Here is a 20,533-nt window from a genome sequence, read left to right as displayed (position 1 = left end):
AGGCCGTGCCCGAAATCGAGGGTCAGGGCAAAAAGTGTAACGGCGAGAGTCATGGCCGTGCCCGAAATCGAGGGTCAGGGCGAAAAGCGTAACGGCGAACGCCATGGCCGTGCCCGAAATCGAGGGTCAGGGCAAAAAGTGTAACGGCGGATGCCATGGCCGTGCCCGAAATCGAGGGTCAGGGCAAAAAGCGAAACGGCGGATGTCAAGGCCGTGCCCGAAATGAAGGAGAAAGGTAAAAAGCGTAACGGCGAACGTCATGATCGTCCCCAACCATAGAGAAGTGAAAAACGCCATGGCCCGGGTAAGATTTCTAAATAAAAAGAATAGCGAGATTTTATCAAGAACAGGAGGAAATGGTATGAATCTATTGGAAACCTTACAAACAAATGCAATGCCAGAGGAGTATCGAAAGATGTCCACAGAGAATTTGGAAGAGAAAGTGCGCAAGGTGAAAGAGAAATTAGGAAAAAAGTTATTTATTCCTTGCCACCACTATCAAAAGGATGAGGTATTTCAATTTGCGGATACTACCGGAGATTCTCTAAAGCTCGCGCAGTTATGTCAAGAGAATCGTGAAGCAGAGTATATTGCCTTTTGTGGTGTGCATTTTATGGCTGAAACTGCGGATATTCTGACGACAGAACATCAAAAAGTCTTTTTACCAGATATGCGGGCAGGATGTTCGATGGCAGATATGGCGGATATTCATCAAACAGAACGGGCATGGGAGAAGCTCCAAGCTCAATTTGGCGATACCATTCTTCCTTTGACTTATGTAAATTCGACGGCAGCTATTAAAGCATTCGTTGGAGAGCATGGAGGGGCAACCGTTACATCCTCTAATGCTGAAAATATGGTGCAATGGGCCTTTCAACAAAAGGAACGAATTCTCTTTTTACCTGACCAGCATTTGGGGCGGAATACCGCTTATAACTTAGGTGTTAGCTTGGAAGAAATGGCAGTCTGGGATCCAATCCAAAACGAATTGGTCTTTGATGGACCAATTGAGAAGGTGAAGGTAATTCTTTGGAAAGGACATTGCTCGGTGCATGAGAATTTTACCGTAGCTAATGTAAAGCAGGTGCGCGAGGAGTATCCCGATATGAAGGTTATTGTCCATCCTGAGTGTAGCCGTGAAGTCGTTGCTCTTGCAGATCTAGCCGGTTCGACGAATTATATTATCCAAGCAATTGAAAGCTCAGAGCCTGGATCAGCTTGGGCAATTGGTACTGAGATGAATCTGGTCAAACGGATCATTCAGCAGCATCCTGATAGGCACATTATTTCACTGAATCCACATATGTGTCCATGTCTTACGATGAATCGCATTGATTTGCCCCATCTTGCTTGGTGTTTGGATTCAATTGAACAAGGAGAAGATCGAAACATCATTCAAGTTGATGAAAAGACATCTTCTTTTGCCATGCTGGCATTGGAAAGGATGTTGGCATTATCATAGGAAGAGAGTCTTCTTGAATTTATACATCATCAAGAGAAAGGAGGAATGGGTTGAAAATTAGGTTAAGTGAATACAATAAAAGTTGGGTGCACATGTATAAGGATGAGACTTGCCTTTTAACAAGGATTTTTGGAGAAGAAATTGTCAGGTTTGAGCATTTTGGCAGTACATCAGTCCCAGGCATGAAGGCGAAGCCTGTGATCGATATGATGTGTCTCGTGAAAGATATAGAGAAAATAGATTCATGGAATGAACAGATGCGATCGCTTGGCTATGATATTGCCGGCGAATGGGGAATCAAGGGGAGAAGATTATTTCGGAAAGGTGGAGAGCACCGAACTCATCATATTCATGTGTACCAATTTGACCATCCGGAGATTTCCCGTCATTTAATTGTAAGGGATTATTTAAGAACCCATCCCGAGGAGGCAGAACGCTATTCACTAAAAAAGGCAGAGCTCGCACAGTGTTTTGATGATACTCGTTTTTACAGTAAGGCAAAAAGGGATTTTGTTCAGGAGTTGGAGCAACGAGCATTAGAATGGTTTCAAACGAGAGGCTAATATGTGAGGGGGAGCGACATGCCCTCTCCCGTTAGCTATTTTTTAGTTTTCGATTTTTCATCATCTTTAAATAAAACTGCACCAATACTTCTGCAAAGACAAGTCCCATCGCAATCGCACTTGCTACGATAAAGGCCTTGGTGGCAAGGGGAATCGCCTCAGCATAATCATTACTCACAACGTGACGCATAGCGTTATAAGCAGTGCCTCCTGGTACTAGTGGAATAATCCCTGCAACGATAAACGTAATAATCGGAGTTTTATAATATTTGGCTAGTATATGACCAATCAAGCCGACGACAAAGGCTCCACCAAAAGCGGCTTGGACAATATCAATCCCAGCATCCGTCATCACTAGGTACATCATCCATCCCCCCATGCCGACAAGTCCACAATGAAGCAAAGCTTTTCGGGGAGCATTAAAAATAATCCCGAAACCAATCGAAGCTATTAAACTTAATGTAATTTGTGCGAGGTAATAGGGCATTAATCATTCTCCTCTCTTTTTAAAGCTGTATGGGATCTCTTTAATTCTTCATAGGATCTGTTTAATCCCGCATAGGATTAACTTAATCCCATATAGCTCAATTTAATCCCGGATAAAGGAAACTCTCTCTTTCATAGCCATATCGAATAGGTAACAGCAACCCCAGCACCAATTGCGAGGGCGGTTAAAATGGCTTCTGCTCCTTTCGATAATCCTGAGACGAAGTGGCCGGCCATCAAATCACGAATTGCATTGGTGATCAGTAATCCAGGGACAAGAGGCATAACAGAAGCAATCACGATCAAATCCAATTGCTGACCGATGCCAAATCTGACAAATAAAAGTGATACCAAGGCAATAACAAATGCCGCTATAAATTCAGCAAAGAATTTTACTTTTGTTTGATTATGAATGAGAAGCATCGCAGTAAAGCCTAATCCGCCGACAATCATGGCGGGGAGATAATCAGCCCATACCCCTTTAAACATAATCAAAAAGCTCCCAGTTGAAATGGTTGCGGCTAAGATTTGCACCCAAATGGGAAAAGAGAGATTTTCCTTCGCCAGTTTTTTAAGAGCTTGAAAAGCCTCATCGTATCTAAGTTCTCCTTCCGCCATTTTCCGAGAAATATGATTAACGCGAGCGATCTTTTCAAGGTCCGTTCCGCGCTGACTAATGCGAACAAATTGGGAGGAATCGGAGCCCTCTAGTGAAAAAATAATGCCGGTCGGGGTCACAAAGCTTTGGCTTTCTGAGCATCCATAGGCCGCTGCCATTCGCATCATCGTATCTTCCACTCGGTAGGTCTCAGCTCCACTTTGCATTAATATTTTCCCTGCTAACAGGCAGGTTTCTACGAGTTTTTTTTCTTCTGCTGGCTTCAAAACCCTCACGTCGCTTTCATTGAGGTGAAAATAGGAGGAAATTATACCGGGGGATGGATAAGCTAAGTCCCCCTAATGCTCCGTCCAAGTTCCCACTAGCTTTTCTGTGCCCGAACATCGGGTAATTTAATTTTTAAGGTAAACTGGTCCTTAATAAAAGAAAAGTCGAGGTTACCTTGATGGTTTTTCACAATTCTCTGTATCTCCTGGGTGCCCAGTCCCTCATGATTACCTCGTTTGCTTGATTCTGCTCTAGATGTATACAATCGTTCAAGAATTCGATCTTCAATGGGCAAGGTATGATTTCGCGAAACAATAATAAAAATTCCACTCTGTTTTCGGCAACTTAGTACTACTTTCCCACCAGGTACCTCTGCTGCTGCCTCTATCGCATTTTCCAAGATATTGCCAACCAAGGCAATTAAATCGTACTCTGCTAAAGGTAAGCCTGATAAAGCTTGGTGAAGCTGATAGTCTAATACAACATTGTTTTCCTTTGCTTTCTTGTTGCAGCCATACAGGCATCCAGCGACAATATTGGATTCATTATGTAACACTTTATCTAACGCCGTAAACCGTGCCGCCACATCTTGCGTATAGCTTTCTGTATCGGGAGAATTCCCATCGGCATATAAAATCGCTGATACATGTTTTTGTAAATCATGGCGCTGTCTTCTTAATTCATGTAAAAGGGTTGTTTGTTGCTTATAGTTTTTTATAATTTCACCTGTTTTACTTTGCTCTACTAAGAAGGTGGTTTGATAAAAATGTAAGGCGACAGTTTGTAGTACCATCCCTAAAAGCAGCAAAGGAGTATCGGTCCCGAAACTTGCCATAAACCAGCAAAGTTGCAGGATTACTGTTATTCCTTTCCATGAACGCGGCAGTTCATCCCCTTTGGTAAAAAATAGTTGATAAAGTGTGCCGGCTAAGATAAACAGCGTGAAAATATAGTGGTTCTCTAACAATGTCCAACACAGTGCGAAAAGCCATGGGAGGAACAGGAGGAATTTTACCATCTTTTCACCTCAAAAATAATACTTTTGCAAATAATCCATTTTGTCTTTGGTCAGCATGGCAATTTTTTTCGTGCCATCAAAAGAAACACTGTATGACTTTTTTGTATAGACCGAAAAACTTTTCACAAAGTGAAGATTAATGAGAAAAGAACGATGAGACCGAATAAAGTTATTTTCCCGGAGGCTTGCTTCTAATTCGTTCATCGATAAATAGGTCGTATGTTCATCATCAATAGTATAAATCGTAGTGGATCGTCCTGTCCGTTCGGCAAAAATAATATCTTTCTTGGGAATCATTTCAATATGCCCTTTTTGCTTGAGGACAAGACGCCCTGTTAAATTACCAGCGTGTTGTTTTTCACGGAAGCGCGCCAAAGACTGTTGCAGTCGTTCTTTTGTATAGGGCTTTAATATATAATCATGCACATTTAATTCAAAGGCTTGCACTGCATACCCACTTTTGGCGGTTACAAAAATAACGGTAATTAACAGTCCATGCGTTTGAATGATGTCGGCAAGCTCATACCCCGAAATACCAGGCATCTCAATATCTGCTATCAATAACTCAATCTTGTTTTTCTGGATTTCCTGATACGCATTTTCTGAATCTGTTGTGGCAAAGACGAGTTCTACATCCTCTTCTTCTTGCAAAATAAAGGTCAATTTATCTAAATCGATTTGACGGTCATCGACAATACCCACTTTCATCGCTAAAACCCCTTTGGAGAATCTTTCTCCATTATAATCTATTTTATAAAAGAGGGCATTCTATTCTGCAATCGGGACTTTTCATGACAGGTAAGTCCCTCTTCACGACAGGATGGGAGACGAGACGCCATTTGCACCGTACAATAAAGACAATAAGAATGCGGGAGGGAAACGATATGCTTACCATTGATCAGGTTTCCAAGCAATTTAAAGATAAAAAGCAATTAGTGAAGGCGATCGATTATATTTCACTCAATATTAAAGAAGGAAATGTGGTCGGATTAATTGGAGAGAATGGGGCAGGAAAAACGACATTGCTCCGGATGTTATGTACGTTAATTGAACCAGATGAAGGAACGATCACAATCGACGGGGAAAATATTTATACTCATAAAGAAAAAGTACGACATCGACTTGGAGTGCTGTTTGGCTCGGAAACCGGACTCTATAATCGCTTAACCGCACGCGAGAATCTTGAATATTTTGGGAGTCTCTATGGTATGAGTACTCATGATATTAAAAATCAAATTGAAATGCTAGCGAAGCGATTTGGAATGAGAAAATACTTAGATCGGAGAGTAGAAGGCTTTTCGAAAGGGATGAAACAAAAGGTGGCGATTGCAAGGACATTGATTCATAATCCAGATATTGTTTTATTCGATGAGCCAACGACTGGATTGGATATTACGTCTGCTACTATTTTTCGAGAATTTATCTATCAATTTAAAGGAGAGGGGAAGACAATTATCTTCTCTACTCATATTATGGATGAAATCACACAACTATGTGACGACATTATCATGATGCATAAAGGACAAATTGTATATGAGGGAAAATTGGAAGAATTATATGAAACAGAGAACAGTCGAGATCTTAATTATCTATTCACATCCAAGATTGTAAGGGGTGACCTTTATGTTTAAAACAATTTTTTTAAAAGAGATGAAAGATGTTTTACGAGATAAAAGAAGTATTACATTATTAATTATCCTACCCATTGTAATGATGGCAGCTTTGACGTTTTTTTATGATAAACTATTAGTCTCCAGCGAGGATACCGAGTTTACACTTGCGGTGGAAGAAACAGCTGATGCTGAGTTCATTGAAAAACTGCGAACCTATTTGCCTGATGTGACGATTGAAAAGCATGCAGATGTGCAGAAGGCAATGAATGGTGGCAAGGTACAGGCTGGAATCGAGATGGATAAAAATTGGGAAGAAGTAATTGCAACACAAACTCCAGTGCCCGTACGCGTTTATTTTGATCCAGGAAATCAAGAATCATCTGGTGCGTGGAGTCTGGTTCAAGCAGCTTTTTCGGAATGGCAAAATGAAGTCGTACAAGAGCGAATGGTGGCTAGTGAAATGGATCCCAATGTCCTCAACGTTTTCCAAGTTGAGCCACAAACAACAAAAAATGAAGATGATGCCATGGCTTCCTTCATGCTTGCTCTATTAATTCCATTATTAATTCCAATCGCGATTGCCAATGGCTCTTATCCATCTGCTACTGAGTTGTTTGCAGGAGAAAAAGAGAAGAAAACAATGGAAGCATTATTGATTACTCCTGTAAAGCCGGTAAAAATTTTATTAGCTAAATGGATGACCATTTCTCTCCTCGGTATTTTTACAGGTGTATTATGTATTGGCTGGCTTAGTGGGCTTATGAACTTCACAACAGAATTAAAAAAGGGAATGGTGGCGATTGAAAATCCACTTCTCTTTATTCTAATGGGCGCGATCTTAATTTCAATGTTTGCGATCTTTATTGCAGGTGTAGAAATGATCTTAAGCATGCTAGCCAACTCCGTAAAAGAAGCAGGCTACTATATTACCCCGATTATCGGAATAATGGTTTTCCCGATGTTATTGATGTTTTTCATCGGAAGTACTCAAAACCTTGGCTTATATGCAATTCCAGTAATGAACTTATTCTTATTTGTCCAAGATGCCTTTAACGGTCAAATTATAGGTAGTGGCTTTGCGATCGCAATTGGTAGTTATGTTGTTTGTATTGCCATTTTGTTTCCAATAGCGAGCAAACTTTTTCACAATCATCGGTTAATGTTAGGAAAATAATGATGACGGTGGGACATAAGTATTTTTACCAAAGAAAAAACGAATGACTAGGGTGCATAACTTCCGCTCCGGAAATATACTTCGCTTTCTGTCGGCCCGTTTTTGCACAGTGCCCAGCATTTTGGGCATGCCGGAGGTCCTCGCTGTTCCGCTTTTTCGTAGTTTCCAGCATTTCGGGCACGGCGGAGGCTGGCGTCGTTCCACTTTTGCGAAGTTCCTGGCATTTCGGGTACGGCGAAGACATACGCCGTTACCCTTTTTGGATTTTCTCCCTATTTCCGTCAGGGGCTCGTTCAGTTTTCTTCCCCTTCTTTTGGGGTTCTCCTGATTCCGACATTTGTTCTCTTTAAACTCAACAAAACCTTTGATTTCAATTTGAAGAAAAGGCAACCTTAACACTGGATTTTAGGTTGTTTTTGCATATGGAAAATCGTAGGGGTAAATCAACACTTTTAACGCCCTAAAATCCTTTGAATTTCGCCTAATGACCAGATCTTTTTCAAAAGATCGAGCTTCTTCTCCTTTAATACCAAAATTTCATGATTGTCTTCATATGAATATTTATTTATAATGAGGTATAATTATAACATAGAGGTGGTTCAATGAAGGATGGAATGTCAGGCAAGGATTTTTTTGCCCTTGCGTTTGGAAGTATGATAGGGATAGGGTGGGTGATATCCATACCTGCTTGGATGTCAGCTGCAGGCAGCATCGGGGCAATCATCGCCATCTTAGTGACGATGTTAATGATTATTCCAATTGGCTTTGTCTACGGTGAACTCACGTCAAGCTTAAAGGTTTCAGGTGGGGAATATGCCTATACATATTTAGCCGTTGGCAAGCTCTCTGCTTTTGTTTGTGGATGGTTTTTAATATTGGGGTATTTAATTATTCTACCCTGGGTGGCAGTGTCAGTTGCTGCACTCACTTCGTATTTATTTCCGGCTATGAATGCTGTACCGCTGTACTCGTTGTTTGGTTCGGTCATCTACCTTCCCCATTTAATTGTGAGTTTGCTCATGGTTACAATCATCGTGTACTTAAATTACAAAGGTGTAAAGCAATCAAGTAAATTTCAAAACGTTGCAACTTGGATGATGATTGCTACATTTTTTGTATTTATCATTGGTGGCTTTGTTGCAGGTTCGAGCGCCAACATTTCGAGAGCAACATCTGAATCAGGAACAATAGGCGGTGTGGCAACGGCCATTGCTTCCATCTTATTTTTTATGAATGGTTTTGATACGATTCCTAAAGCTCGAAATGAGGTTGGTTCCAATATAAATAGAGCAAATCTGGGTAAGGCGATTGTCGGTACTATTATTGCTGGTAGTTTGCTATATTCAGTCATCGTGTTGGCGTCCAGTTTTATCATGCCTGCAGAGGAACTTGTGAATTTAGGAGAACTGCCATTGATTTCAGCATTTGAAGCGGCGACAGGTTCTAAGTTTTTAACGATCATTATTGTCTTTGGCGTACTGCTCGGTGTTATCACTACGTTTAATGGCTTTTTATTTGCCGGCAGCCGTTTGATTCAGTCATTCTCAGAAGCGGGATTTCTGCCCAAGGTACTCTCTAAAGTTGATCAGCACAATAAAACACCAAAGAATGCTTTACTATTTATGTTGATAGTTACTGTTTTTGGTATATTTCTTGGCCAAGGAATTTTATCTCCCTTTATCGTGATGGGGGGGATTTCATTTCTTATTGCCTGGTTCTTCATGTCCTTAAGCAGTGTTCGGTTATATAAGAAAAAGCCAAATTTACATAGACCCTATAGCCCTCCTGGTGGGATCATAATGAGTTATATCGCAACATTTTTTTCCAGTATTTTAACTTTGATGATGGTTATTCCTGGGACACCAATCTCATTACATGGAATTGAGTATCTATTATTCCTGGTCTGGCTGATCATCGGTATCGCTATTTATATCAGTTATAGTAGAAATAAAATAGAGTTTAGAGAGGATGTTCAAAAGGTAAGGAGCAAACAGATGAACAGCTAAGTTCACGTCGTCCATACTCGTACATCCTGTACGCTGCAACGCCTTTTTTGCCTGCACCCTGCAGGTCTTCGGTAAAATATGACACTTCGAATGTATCCTTACTTTTGAACAAGAATTTAAAGGAGTTGTCGAATAATGGGAAAAGAGACATTTGGAATAGTAGGATTTCCTTGGGATGGTGGAGCATCGCTTGGGAGACCAGGTGCAAGATTTGCTCCTCAAGGGATCAGAGATGCATACAAATGGTTCGAAAATCGGATTGAAAATAATCAAGTATATGATGTGGATAAAAGAAAGCTTTATACATTGAGTGAAAATAGCATTGTCGATTATGGGGATATTGATATCGTCGCATATAGTACAGAGAAGACATTTGAGAATGCAAAAAATAAAGCAACTGAAATGTTGACGAAAGATGTATTTCCTTTTGTATTGGGAGGAGATCATTCGATATCTTATCCGATTATAGAAGCTTTACATGATAACACGGAAGGTAAAATAGGAATCATTCAATTTGATGCACATCTGGATTTGGTTGATGATTCACCTGTACAGGGGAAGTATTCCCAAAGCAGCCAGATGAGAAGAGCGATTGAGCTTGAAAGAATCAGTCCTGAACATGTTGTGCAAATTGGTGTGCGTAGCTTTAACTATCCTTGGTATGCTGAATATATTAATGAAATAGGTGTGGTTCAGTATACCGCAAGGGAAGTTCATTCCAGTGATCCTAAAAAAATCATCTCAGAGATTTTAAATGATAAACTGAAAGATGTGGACCATATTTATCTCACGTTTGATATGGATGTATTAGAGCCGGGGCTTGCTCCAGGAACAGGCGCAAATGAGCCAGGCGGGTTAACAGTCGTACAAGCTTTTTCTATGCTGGAAGAACTTTATGACAAAGTAGATGTATTTGATATTGCAGAAGTTAACCCATTATATGATGTGCGCGAGATCACGACATCTATAGCCGCTAAAATTATGTTTGAGTGTGCAGTAAGCAGGTTGAGCAAAAAATAAAGGCATATAATTTTTCACTCGGCGAAAATAATTATTGACATTTGGGGAATTTTCAAATAAAATCAAAAACAATCCAATGAAAATTCTGGCGATGAAGAAGAGTAGTAGCTTGTGGACCACAAAAGAGAGCTGGTGGTGGGTGCGAACCAGTGTGTCGACGCATGTGAATGGACTTCCGAGCTTCCAAACCGAACTCCATGGGAAAAGTAGGCTTTGGCGAAACCCCATCGTTACATGGGCAAACATGATGAATGTAAAAAGTGAGCTGATTTCAGCTAATAAAGGTGGTACCACGGTCCCTCGTCCTTTGGATGAGGGGCCTTTTTGTCTATAAAGGCGAAAACGCCCGTTTTACGGATAAACGCTAAAAGCGCCACGTCCTGTGGCATCAATTAAATAAAGCAAAACGTGAAACAAGAGGAGTAGGTTTAAGCTTTTTCATCGAAGAGAGTCGGGGAATGGTGTGATCCCGGTATGGAAACTTTTACTGAATGGACTTGTGAGTGGTTTTTTGAACGTCTATTTGATAAATGAGTTCAAAAAAGAGGATAAAATGAGCCAACGAGCTTCCACAGGAAGTGGTGACTTCGACGTTCGACACAGGACGTGTCGGTACTTAGTCGAAGTTCCTTTAAATAGTAGTGCCATTTTACCAGAATTTTTGAACCTCCTTAAATAGGGAAGTAGGAAAACACGATATTCCGTCGTTATATGGATAGGGTTTAGGAGGCACACTCCTGTACCTGAAAGAGATGGGAAAGAGATCCTTTTCCAAATGAGGTGGCACCGCGGTGAAGATCGCCCTCAAACCAACAAATGAAGTCGTTGTTGGTTTGAGGGCTTTTTATATTTCAAAAATTTGAGAGGAGAATGGAAAATGCAAACCAAACAAGCACAATTTAAATTAAAAAAATTAAACGGGGATGTCTTAACACCTATTAATATTTTTCTGAGACTAAAAGGAGAGAAGAAGTTTTTATTAGAAAGTTCATTAAAGCATAATGAGCAAGGCCGATATTCTTTTATCGGAGCAAACCCGATTTTAGAATTCATTGGGAAGGAGGGACATGCACAATTATTGGCTAGTGACGGACAACTAGTGAAAGAGGCATCAGGACAACCATTAGCATTTTTGCAAGAGGCTTTGCCAAAGATTGATATTGATGTTCCTTTTCCGTTTTATGGAGGAGCTATTGGCTATGTCGGCTATGATGCGATTCGCCAATATATCCCGATTGGGCCGATCTTAGAAGATGAAATCGAAATGCCGGACATTCATTTTATGATTTATGAGGATGTAGTGGTATTCGATCATTTAGCGCAATCGATTTATTTATTATCGATTGATTATGATGGGAAAACGACGGAGCAGGAATTAGAGTTACGTCTTACGCATTTAGAAGCGCAAATTGCCAGGAAGGCAGCGGATGAGTCGCTTTCAGATTGTAAGATTCAATTTACTCCTAAACTGGAAAAAGAAGAGTTTATGCGCAAGGTGGAAGAAGCGAAGCAGTATATTCATTCAGGTGAAGTACAGCAAATTGTATTATCACAAAGAATGACGGGAAAAGTGGAGGATGATCCTTTTCACTTTTATCGTGTCTTACGTAATTCCAACCCATCTCCGTATATGTTTTATGTTGACTTTGAGAAATATGTTGTTCTGGGCGCCTCTCCAGAAAGCTTCGTTAAAACAAATAGGGGGACTGTGACAACCAATCCAATTGCTGGAACAAGGCGACGTGGAAGAAATGAAGAGGATGACCAGCGTATGGCTCAGGAGTTATTAGCCGATGAAAAGGAATTGTCCGAACATCGCATGCTTGTCGACTTAAGTCGTCAAGAATTATCTGCTATTTGTTTGGAAGATACAATTGCGGTCAAGGATTATATGAAGCTGGAGTATTATCGTCATGTCATGCATATCGTCTCTGAAGTAGAAGGTACATTGAAGGCAGATACTTCAGGAATGGATGCCCTAATCTCTTGTCTTCCAGCTGGCACTGTGTCAGGGGATCCTAAACCAAGGGCCATGCAGATTATTAATGATTTGGAAAAAACAAAACGCGGAGTCTACGCAGGGGCGATTGGTTACGTAAATGTGAATGGGGATGTTGATTTTGCCATTGCTATACGTTCCCTTGTTATCAAAGATCAAATCGCCTATCTCCAAGCAGGCGCGGGCATTGTCGCGGATTCTGATCCAGCTAAGGAATATAAAGAAACAATTAATAAAGCACAAGCCCTTCTTAGCCCTAAACCTTATTAATGCACCAAATTGTTAGTTGAACCAATCGGGCTATTACTGTCCGTTAATGCGGGATAAAATCTAAGCGTGTGGCTAAGTTCTAATAGGAAAAATTGCTGTCCAGCTCCAGCCCTTTTCTAGCGTTTAAAGAGAACAAAGCTTGAAATCAGAAGAACGCCAAAAAAGTAGGAGAAAACTCAGTGTGGCCGTGACAAAAATAGAGAGAAATCCTAGAAGAGCGTAACGGCGTGGGCCTCCGCCGTGCTCAAAATGCGGTGAACTCTGCAAAAGCGTAACGGCGCGAGCCCCCGCCGTTCCCGAAATGCGATGAACTCCGAAAAAGTGTAACGGCGCGAGCCCCCGCCGTTCCCGAAATGCAGTGAACTCTGCAAAGGCGTAACGGTGCGAGCCCTCGCCGTGCCTGAAATGCGAGGAACTCCGTAAAAGCGTAACGGTGCCAGCCTCCGCCGTGCCCAAAATGCGGTGAACTCTGCAAAAGCGTAACGGCGCGAGCCTCCGCCGTACCCGAAATGCGATGAACTCTGCAAAAGGGTAACGTCGCAAGCCTTCGCCGTACCCGAAATGCGATGAACTCTGCAAAAGGGTAACGGCGCGAGTCTCCGCCGTTCCCGAAATGCAGTGAACTCTGCAAAAGCGTAACGGCGCGAGCCCTCGCTGTGCCTGAAATGCGATGAACTCCGTGCGTCTTTAGCTGTTCTACCTTAAATCAAGGCGCTTGCGCTTTTGTTCTCGTTTAGGAAATTATAAAATTGCAGCTTGTGGATAAGTTATAACTTTGAGTTTTGTCGTCTAGCTCCAGCGCCCAGCGACTAGCAAACTTTCAGCTTCTTCCTACGATAAGTCAACATCGGCTATCCTTTATCTCGTCAGAAGCTTAAAAAGTTTGTACGTCGCTAAACGGGCGCTTGCGCTTTTGTTCTTAAGGCTCATCATTTACAGGTGTGGGTTCACTTAAGAATTTTTGCATGGCTTCCTGATTTTTGAAGAAATCAAGTTCTAGGACGGCACCTGCATGTTCATAGGTTTGATTGGTGAATCCATCTTTTACAGGAATCCGCATTGTTTCAATTTGTTCAATCGGTTGTGAAAAGACCATGGAACTCAATGTGATGATCTCTTGGGGACCCAAATCGGTTTCTACATTTTTGATTGTGTCATGTACAAGCTGCGGAATTTTTGTCATTCCGGTAAATGAGTTCATCTTTTCATTCACTTTGGAGATGACATCTAATAAAATATCTTGTTGTCGCTCCACTCTGCCGAAGTCACTACGTTCATCGTGCCGGAAGCGGACATATTTTAATAAATCTTCACCATGTAAGGAATTTTCACCTGCTGCCATCTTTAAATTCATATCATCGATCATGGCTTGATCTACATGAACATTGATTCCTTCTGGAATAAGTGTATCGATCACACTGACAAATCCCTGGAAATCTACGGTAACAGTATGATCTACATCTAAACCAAAGTTATTCTGGATCGTTTTCTTAAGGAGCTCTTCGCCTCCCAAGAAATAAGCATTATTAATTTTATCAAAATTATATTTGTGACCGGGAATTTGCACGTAAGAATCACGCATGATCGAAATAAGCTTCAAGGTCCGATCCTCCGGGCGATAATTGACCAACATGATCGTATCTGTCCGTGAGTTTGCTTCGCCCCGAGAATCAATGCCAAGCACTAGAAAATTAATCGATTCATCTACAGCTTTATTCTCAGTTTCTTCCTCCTCCGAATAATCCTTCCCTATATTCTGACAGCCAAATAAAAGGAGAAAGCTGCTTATGATGAGGACAAATAAGGTACTTTTTTTCACTTTTCTCAGCTCCTGACAAACCATCTTTCTTTTATTCTTCAATTCTTGGCGGCATTTATGTAAAAAAGTGGGTGGGAAATTTATCCAATTCATAAAAAACTACCTTTAAAAGGAGCCTTATCCCTTTTAAAGGTAGTTGTCGACTTACGCTTTTCTTTTGCTTAAGAATGAAAGGAGAAATAGAAGAACACCAAGCAAAACGGCGATCGCTCCAATAATTCCAAAATAGAGAATTTCTGTTTCAGGCTTGTACAATTTAACAATTTGCGCATTAATCGCCTGTGCCGAAGCATTGGATAGGAACCAAAGACTCATCGTTTGCGCCGAGAATGCAGCAGGTGCTAGTCTGGTTGTTGCTGATAAACCAACTGGCGATAAGCATAATTCGCCAAGTACAACTATGAAGAAACTAAGCACAAGCCATAATGGGCTGACGAGCGTATCGGGGCCACCGTAAATTGCAGGGATGATCATCACTAAAAAGGACACTCCAGCAAGGACCAAGCCTAATGAAAACTTCTGATGTGTCGAAGGTTGGCGTTTGCCAAGCTTCATCCATAAACCAGCAAATATTGGTGCTAAGATTACGATAAATAGTGGATTCAATGATTGAAACCAAGATGATGCCAAGGAAAAACCAGCAAACGATAATCTTGTTCGCTCATCTGCATATTGAGCTAAAATCACCGACCCTTGCTCTTGAATCGCCCAAAACATCATAGCGGCAATAAACAAAGGAATATAAGCAAGTAAATTCTTTTGTTCCTCATTTGTTGTTTTCTTGCTAAAATACATGACGATAAAGTAAATAATAGGGATAATAATTCCTAACACACTAACTATCATCGTAAAGCGATCAATATTTAAAATGCCTTTCGAAATAAGAACAGCACCGGCGATCACAATCACAAGAATGCTGATGCCAATCTTTAAAAAGACGGATTTTTTTTCATCAGGTGAAAGTGGATTTGGCACATGTGAACCAGCAAGGCCTAAATTTTTCTTTCTTGTTGCGAGGAAAATAATGAGACCAGCTAACATGCCGATTGCCGCCACTCCGAACCCGAGATGAAAATTATACTTTTGCCCGAGTGTTCCGACAATAAAGGGTGCCAGCAACCCACCAAGGTTAATGCCCATGTAGAAGATACTAAAGCCGGCGTCTATTCGTGGATCTTCTTTTCCATATAGATCACCAACTATATTGGATACATTCGGTTTTAATAATCCTGTTCCGATGACAATTAAACCCATTGATAGAAAGAGGGCTGTCACCCCACCAGGAAAGGATAGTGCAATATGACCTGCCATAATCAATATTCCACCAAAAAAGACCGTTTTCTTGGTGCCATATAAACGGTCAGCAATCCAACCACCGATAATGCCTGACATATAAACAAGCGAACCATACACAGCCATAATGGAAGCGGCTGTAGTATTGTCTAGACCAAGTCCGCCATCTTTAACAGCGTAATACATGTAATAAATAAGGATCGCTCTCATACCATAGTATGAGAATCTCTCCCAAAACTCTGTGAAAAATAAAGTAAACAATCCTTTAGGATGTCCGAAAAAACCTTTTTGTGGGACACTCTCAAGGACTTCACGTGAATTCTTTGTTGTCATAGTACCATGTCCCCTTTAAATGAAATACTAAGATCATAACACCCTCTAACAGCCATGTAAAATAACTGTATTATATCTATTTTATAATAAGTAAAAAAATAAAATATAGTCTTTCATTTATTTACCAAAAATTCGTACTAGCTAATTTTCAAAAAAGCGTTGACACTAGTCATTAGACCGTGGTAGGATAAAAACATTCAAAAATTTGCGAAAAGGGAGGCTATTCAAATGGAAAACCTTAATTCGATCATCCATCAACTTCATAATGAATTAGTCTGCCCGTTTTTACGCTAAATTAGCAAACGAAATAAAATTGAAACGATACGGGGGCTAGTAGATAGTTATTTCGTATCTTATAAATGAAAGGCATAGCGCATTCATTCTTGAGAAGCGCTATGCCTTTTTGTGTCTAGGTATTTATAAAAATTTAATTTATGGATAATTTGTTTATGTCGAGATTGACATCCAGCTCCAGCGCCTAGCCCCTCGAGGTCAAATAACCTGAGCCAAGAAAGGCAAAGAACGCCTTTCTCTGTCTCAGAACATTTGCTTGTCGGGGCTAATCAAGGCGCTTGTGCTTTTGGGTGTGTCTAAAATACTGAGGTGAGAAGAATGTTTAGTGTATTGGGGAAATTAGGTTGGTTTTTTAAACAGCATTGGAAAAGGTATCTGGTCGCAGGTGTATTATTAACACTTGCCAATGTGTTTGAGGTAGTGCCGCCGTTTATTTTGGGGGAAGCAATTGATCATATGATCTTAACGCAATTAACTTGGCAATTATTAATTCTTTATATTGTTATTTTAGCTGGGGGTTCGCTCCTCAACTATGCGATTACGTATATTTGGCAATATCAGCTTTTTGGTGGAGCGTTTATTTTGGAAAAAAATCTGCGTTCCCGCTTAATGAATCATTTACTAAAAATGGCTCCTCCTTTTTTTGAGAAAAATCGGACGGGAGATTTAATGGCAAGAGGCACGAATGATTTAAGAGCGATTTCTGTGACAGCAGGCTTTGGTGTGTTGACGCTTATGGATTCGACTTTATATATGCTCACAATCTTGCTGACAATGGGCTTCCTTGTGTCTTGGAAATTGACGCTCGCTGCGATCTTGCCTTTGCCGATACTTGCTTTAATTATTACCGTATTAGGAAAAAGGATTCATGGGCGGTTTATGAAGGCACAAAAGGCCTTTGGCGATATGAATGACCGTGTGCTTGAGTCGGTTGCAGGTGTGCGAGTGACAAGAGCTTATGTGCAGGAAAAGGCCAGTAGGGATGAGTTTCAAACAATGACCAATGATGTTTATGAAAAAAATATGGGTGTTGTGAAAATAGAGGCCTTTTTCCATCCGGCCACACAAATTTTAACAGGGCTTAGTTATGTGATTGGGTTGTCGTATGGAACCTATCTTGTTTTTCAGCAAGAAATTTCCCTGGGGCATCTTGTTTCTTTTAATGTTTATCTTGGTATGTTGATTTGGCCAATGTTTGCGATTGGGGAACTGATTAACATTATGCAAAGAGGAAATGCCTCCTTGGACAGAGTGGATGAGGTCTTACAATACCAAGAGGATGTGAAAGATCCGCAATATCCGCAAGAAGTGGAAAAACCAGATGGAATCGAATGGGGAGAAGTCACTTTCCAATATCCTTCTGCTACAACCACTAATTTAAAAGCTGTTAATCTATCAATCCCTCGTGGTGCAACGATTGGAATTGTCGGGAAAACAGGAAGTGGAAAAACAACATTTATTAAACAATTTTTAAGGGAGTACCCATTAGGGGATGGAACGATCTCGATTTCAAATGTGAATATGGAAGATCAATCAAAGGATCAGGTCAGGGGTTGGATTGGCTACGTACCTCAGGATCATATCCTCTTTTCCAGAAGTATTCGTGAGAATATTTTATTTGGCCAGGAAGACGCAACAGAAGAAGAGATTGAGCAGGCGATTGAACTTGCTTATTTTGAAAAAGATTTAGAAATGCTCCCGCTTGGGTTAGAAACACTAGTAGGAGAAAAAGGGGTTGCCTTGTCAGGAGGACAAAAACAACGGATCTCGATTGCCAGAGCTTTTATTAAAAATCCAGAAATCTTAATTTTAGATGACTCTCTCTCAGCTGTGGATGGAAAAACAGAGGCGAAAATTATTGAAAATATGCGCCGAGAACGGCAAGGAAAAACGACATTAATTACAACCCATCGTCTATCTTCAGTCGAACATGCGGATTGGATTATTGTTTTAGATGAGGGCGAGATTGTTGAAGAAGGACGTCATCAAGATTTACTCGCGAAAAATGGCTGGTATAAGGAACAGCATGATCGCCAGCAATTAGAGGATTCGTTGGGTGAGGGGGTGCAGACAACATGACAGGAAAACGATTATATCAATACGCTTTACATGTGAAATGGGTAATTATTGCTGCCCTTGCGTTGCTTACGGTATCGGTCGGGGCAGAAGTATTAGGGCCACTCGTTGCGAAAAAAATGATTGATGACCATATTTTAGGTATTGAAGCACATTGGACAGAAACAACAGCGAAAGAAGCGGCTGTTTCCTTTGGAGGAAAGCTATATACGAAGGATCAAAATGTATCGGGCCAAACGGTGACACTTTTACAAGTTGGCAGAAGTTTTTACTGGATAGAGGAAGATGTTCCTTTGGATGGAAGTCGCTCCATTCAAGGGAACCAATTAACGATCGATCTCAATAGTGAGATCCGTGAATTTCAGGCGCAAAAGCTTTCAGTGGAAGAAACATTAGCCTTTTATAAACCGGAAATTCCGATGATTATTCAATTACTGGTTGTTTACATGATTCTCTTTATCGTGGCTGCATTATTATTTTATGGGCAATTTTTGCTCTTACAAAAAGCCGCCAACCGAATTATTCAAAAAATGAGGAATGATGTATTTACGCATATGCATCGCCTGCCCATTCGTTATTTTGATGATTTGCCCGCTGGGAAAGTAGTATCTCGAATTACAAATGATACAGAAGTAATTCGGGAACTATATGTGGCTGTATTGTCTAATTTCTTTACTGGAATTATTTATATGATCGGGATTTATACCGCGATGTTTATCTTAGATGCAAAATTGGCGCTTATTTGCTTACTATTACTGCCGGTTTTATATGCATGGATGATGATTTATCGAAAATATGCTTCGAAGTATAATCACGCGATTCGTTCCAAGGTAAGTGAGATCAACGCAATGATGAATGAATCGATTCAAGGTATGCCGATTATCCAGGCTTTCCGTAGAGAGCGGAAGATGAGAAATGAATTTGAGGAAATGAATGATGTTCATTTTCGCTTTCAAAATAAACTTTTGACGTTGGATGCTCTTTCCTCTCATAACCTTGTTGGGGTATTGCGGAATTTCGTGTTTGTCGGATTTATTTGGTATTTCGGGCAGGACTTTCTTAGTGTCCATTCTGCTTTAACCGTCGGGGTTTTATATGCGTATGTTGATTATATTAATCGCTTATTTAATCCTGTGAATAATATGGTCAACCAACTATCCAATCTAGAACAGGCTTTGGTGGCCGGTAATCGTGTTTTTGAAATGCTAGATGAAAAAGGCGAAGAAGTGATCGAGGAGAAGGTCGATCGTTTTACAGGCAATGTGCGATTTGATCATGTCTACTTTGGCTATAAAGAAGGGGACTATGTATTAAAGGACATTGACTTTGCGGCCAAACAAGGCGAAACGGTGGCACTTGTCGGACATACAGGCTCAGGAAAAAGCTCAATCATGAATATTCTCTTTCGATTTTATGACTGCCAGCGAGGGGAGATCCGCATTGACGGAGAAAATATTCAGTCCATGTCCAAGCAAGCATTGCGGGAACATATGGGAATCGTGCTCCAGGATCCATATTTATTTACAGGAACGATTGCTTCAAATATTAGTTTAAATGACCCGCGTATTTCCAGGGAGCAGGTAGAGGCAGCACTTGAGGCGGTCGGGGCCGATCGTGTTTTGAAAAACTTAGAAAAGGGTCTTGACGAACCAGTGGCAGAAAAGGGAAGCACCTTGTCCTCTGGACAGCGGCAATTAATCTCCTTTGCCCGTGCACTTGCTTTTGACCCAGCCATCTTGATCTTGGATGAAGCAACTTCGAATATTGATACAGAAACAGAAGCAATCATTCAAGAAGCGATGGATGTCTTGAAAAAAGGCCGAACAACCTTTGTGATTGCCCACAGATTATCCACAATTAAAAAGGCGGATCAAATTTTAGTATTAGACCGTGGAACAATTGTTGAGCGGGGAAATCACGAAGAACTAATGAAGAGAAAAGGTAAATATTATCAAATGTACCAGCTTCAGCAGGGCAGGAAGCAAGGGGCATAGATAAGAAGGAGCTGTCGGAAAAGGGTTATGAAATTGCCCTTTTCTGTCAGCTCTTTTTTAAAAATATAAGAAAGTATAAAATTTTGGCTAGTGTTTTGATCTAGCTCCAGCGCCTAGCCCCTCGAGGTCAAATAACCTGAGCCAATAAAAGTCAAAACCGGACTTTTCTTGTCTCAGAACATTTGCTTGTCGGAGGCCAACAGGATGTGGTCAGAAAGGCGTTGCGC

The 20,533-nt window shown here is 40.8% G+C and carries 15 protein-coding genes and 2 other annotated features; of the genes, 9 read left to right on the top strand and 6 right to left on the bottom strand.

What is annotated here, in order from left to right; all coding sequences use genetic code 11:
- Positions 1–361: 361 nt before the first annotated feature.
- Positions 362–1,462, top strand: a complete 1,101-nt coding sequence (gene nadA, locus IPU53_RS23130; RefSeq protein WP_207453644.1) for a quinolinate synthase NadA — start codon at positions 362–364, stop codon at positions 1,460–1,462.
- A 50-nt stretch (positions 1,463–1,512) separates the two neighbouring features.
- Complete coding sequence (locus IPU53_RS23125; RefSeq protein WP_207453642.1) at positions 1,513–2,025, top strand: GrpB family protein; 513 nt, start codon at positions 1,513–1,515, stop codon at positions 2,023–2,025.
- A 31-nt stretch (positions 2,026–2,056) separates the two neighbouring features.
- On the opposite strand, the gene IPU53_RS23120 is transcribed toward IPU53_RS23125, so the two are convergent.
- From IPU53_RS23120 to IPU53_RS23105, 4 genes are all read right to left on the bottom strand, one after another.
- On the bottom strand, positions 2,057–2,512 hold the full coding sequence (locus tag IPU53_RS23120; RefSeq protein ID WP_207453640.1) for a threonine/serine exporter family protein: 456 nt from the start codon (positions 2,510–2,512) through the stop codon (positions 2,057–2,059).
- A gap of 131 nt (positions 2,513–2,643) precedes the next feature.
- Positions 2,644–3,396, bottom strand: coding sequence for a threonine/serine exporter family protein (locus IPU53_RS23115; RefSeq protein ID WP_207453638.1), 753 nt, complete (start codon positions 3,394–3,396; stop codon positions 2,644–2,646).
- Positions 3,397–3,491: 95 nt separating this feature from the next.
- Positions 3,492–4,415 (bottom strand): sensor histidine kinase, encoded by a 924-nt coding sequence (locus IPU53_RS23110; protein ID WP_207453636.1) that lies wholly within the window; start codon positions 4,413–4,415, stop codon positions 3,492–3,494.
- A gap of 9 nt (positions 4,416–4,424) precedes the next feature.
- Positions 4,425–5,123, bottom strand: coding sequence for a LytR/AlgR family response regulator transcription factor (locus IPU53_RS23105; RefSeq protein WP_207453634.1), 699 nt, complete (start codon positions 5,121–5,123; stop codon positions 4,425–4,427).
- 176 nt (positions 5,124–5,299) lie between these two features.
- On the opposite strand from IPU53_RS23105, the gene IPU53_RS23100 reads away from it, so the two are divergent.
- From IPU53_RS23100 to trpE, 5 genes are all read left to right on the top strand, one after another.
- Positions 5,300–6,046, top strand: a complete 747-nt coding sequence (locus IPU53_RS23100; RefSeq protein ID WP_207453633.1) for an ATP-binding cassette domain-containing protein — start codon at positions 5,300–5,302, stop codon at positions 6,044–6,046.
- Positions 6,039–7,202 (top strand): ABC transporter permease, encoded by a 1,164-nt coding sequence (locus tag IPU53_RS23095; protein WP_207453629.1) that lies wholly within the window; start codon positions 6,039–6,041, stop codon positions 7,200–7,202. The genes IPU53_RS23100 and IPU53_RS23095 overlap by 8 nt, the downstream gene beginning before the upstream one ends.
- A 602-nt stretch (positions 7,203–7,804) precedes the next feature.
- The gene (locus IPU53_RS23090; protein WP_207453627.1) at positions 7,805–9,208 is read left to right on the top strand and encodes an APC family permease; all 1,404 of its coding nucleotides are present in this window, start codon (positions 7,805–7,807) and stop codon (positions 9,206–9,208) included.
- A 135-nt stretch (positions 9,209–9,343) separates the two neighbouring features.
- Entirely contained in the window at positions 9,344–10,228 is an 885-nt protein-coding gene (locus tag IPU53_RS23085) for an agmatinase family protein (protein WP_207453625.1), read from the top strand.
- Positions 10,229–10,310: 82 nt separating this feature from the next.
- Positions 10,311–10,539: a binding site (T-box leader), on the top strand.
- 89 nt (positions 10,540–10,628) lie between these two features.
- Positions 10,629–11,037, top strand: a binding site (T-box leader).
- 68 nt (positions 11,038–11,105) lie between these two features.
- Positions 11,106–12,497: an anthranilate synthase component I gene (gene trpE / locus IPU53_RS23080; RefSeq protein ID WP_207453623.1), complete on the top strand. Its 1,392-nt coding sequence runs from the start codon at positions 11,106–11,108 to the stop codon at positions 12,495–12,497.
- Positions 12,498–13,416: 919 nt separating this feature from the next.
- On the opposite strand, the gene IPU53_RS23075 is transcribed toward trpE, so the two are convergent.
- Positions 13,417–14,316, bottom strand: coding sequence for an LCP family protein (locus IPU53_RS23075; RefSeq protein WP_207453621.1), 900 nt, complete (start codon positions 14,314–14,316; stop codon positions 13,417–13,419).
- A 144-nt stretch (positions 14,317–14,460) separates the two neighbouring features.
- Complete coding sequence (locus tag IPU53_RS23070; RefSeq protein WP_207453619.1) at positions 14,461–15,942, bottom strand: peptide MFS transporter; 1,482 nt, start codon at positions 15,940–15,942, stop codon at positions 14,461–14,463.
- A 612-nt stretch (positions 15,943–16,554) separates the two neighbouring features.
- Between IPU53_RS23070 and IPU53_RS23065 the strand changes: the two genes are divergently transcribed.
- Both IPU53_RS23065 and IPU53_RS23060 read left to right on the top strand, forming a co-directional pair.
- A complete protein-coding gene (locus tag IPU53_RS23065) occupies positions 16,555–18,315 on the top strand; it encodes an ABC transporter ATP-binding protein (RefSeq protein WP_207453616.1) in 1,761 nt (586 codons plus the stop codon).
- Positions 18,312–20,306 carry an ABC transporter ATP-binding protein gene (locus tag IPU53_RS23060; protein WP_207453614.1) on the top strand — a complete coding sequence of 665 codons (1,995 nt, stop codon included), beginning with the start codon at positions 18,312–18,314 and terminating at the stop codon, positions 20,304–20,306. The genes IPU53_RS23065 and IPU53_RS23060 overlap by 4 nt, the downstream gene beginning before the upstream one ends.
- The last annotated feature ends 227 nt before the right edge of the window (positions 20,307–20,533 follow it).

The organism is Bacillus sp. SD088, assembly GCF_017355205.1.
GTDB lineage: Bacteria > Bacillota > Bacilli > Bacillales > Bacillaceae_C > Lederbergia.
This window is presented reverse-complemented; position numbering and strand designations above follow the sequence as displayed.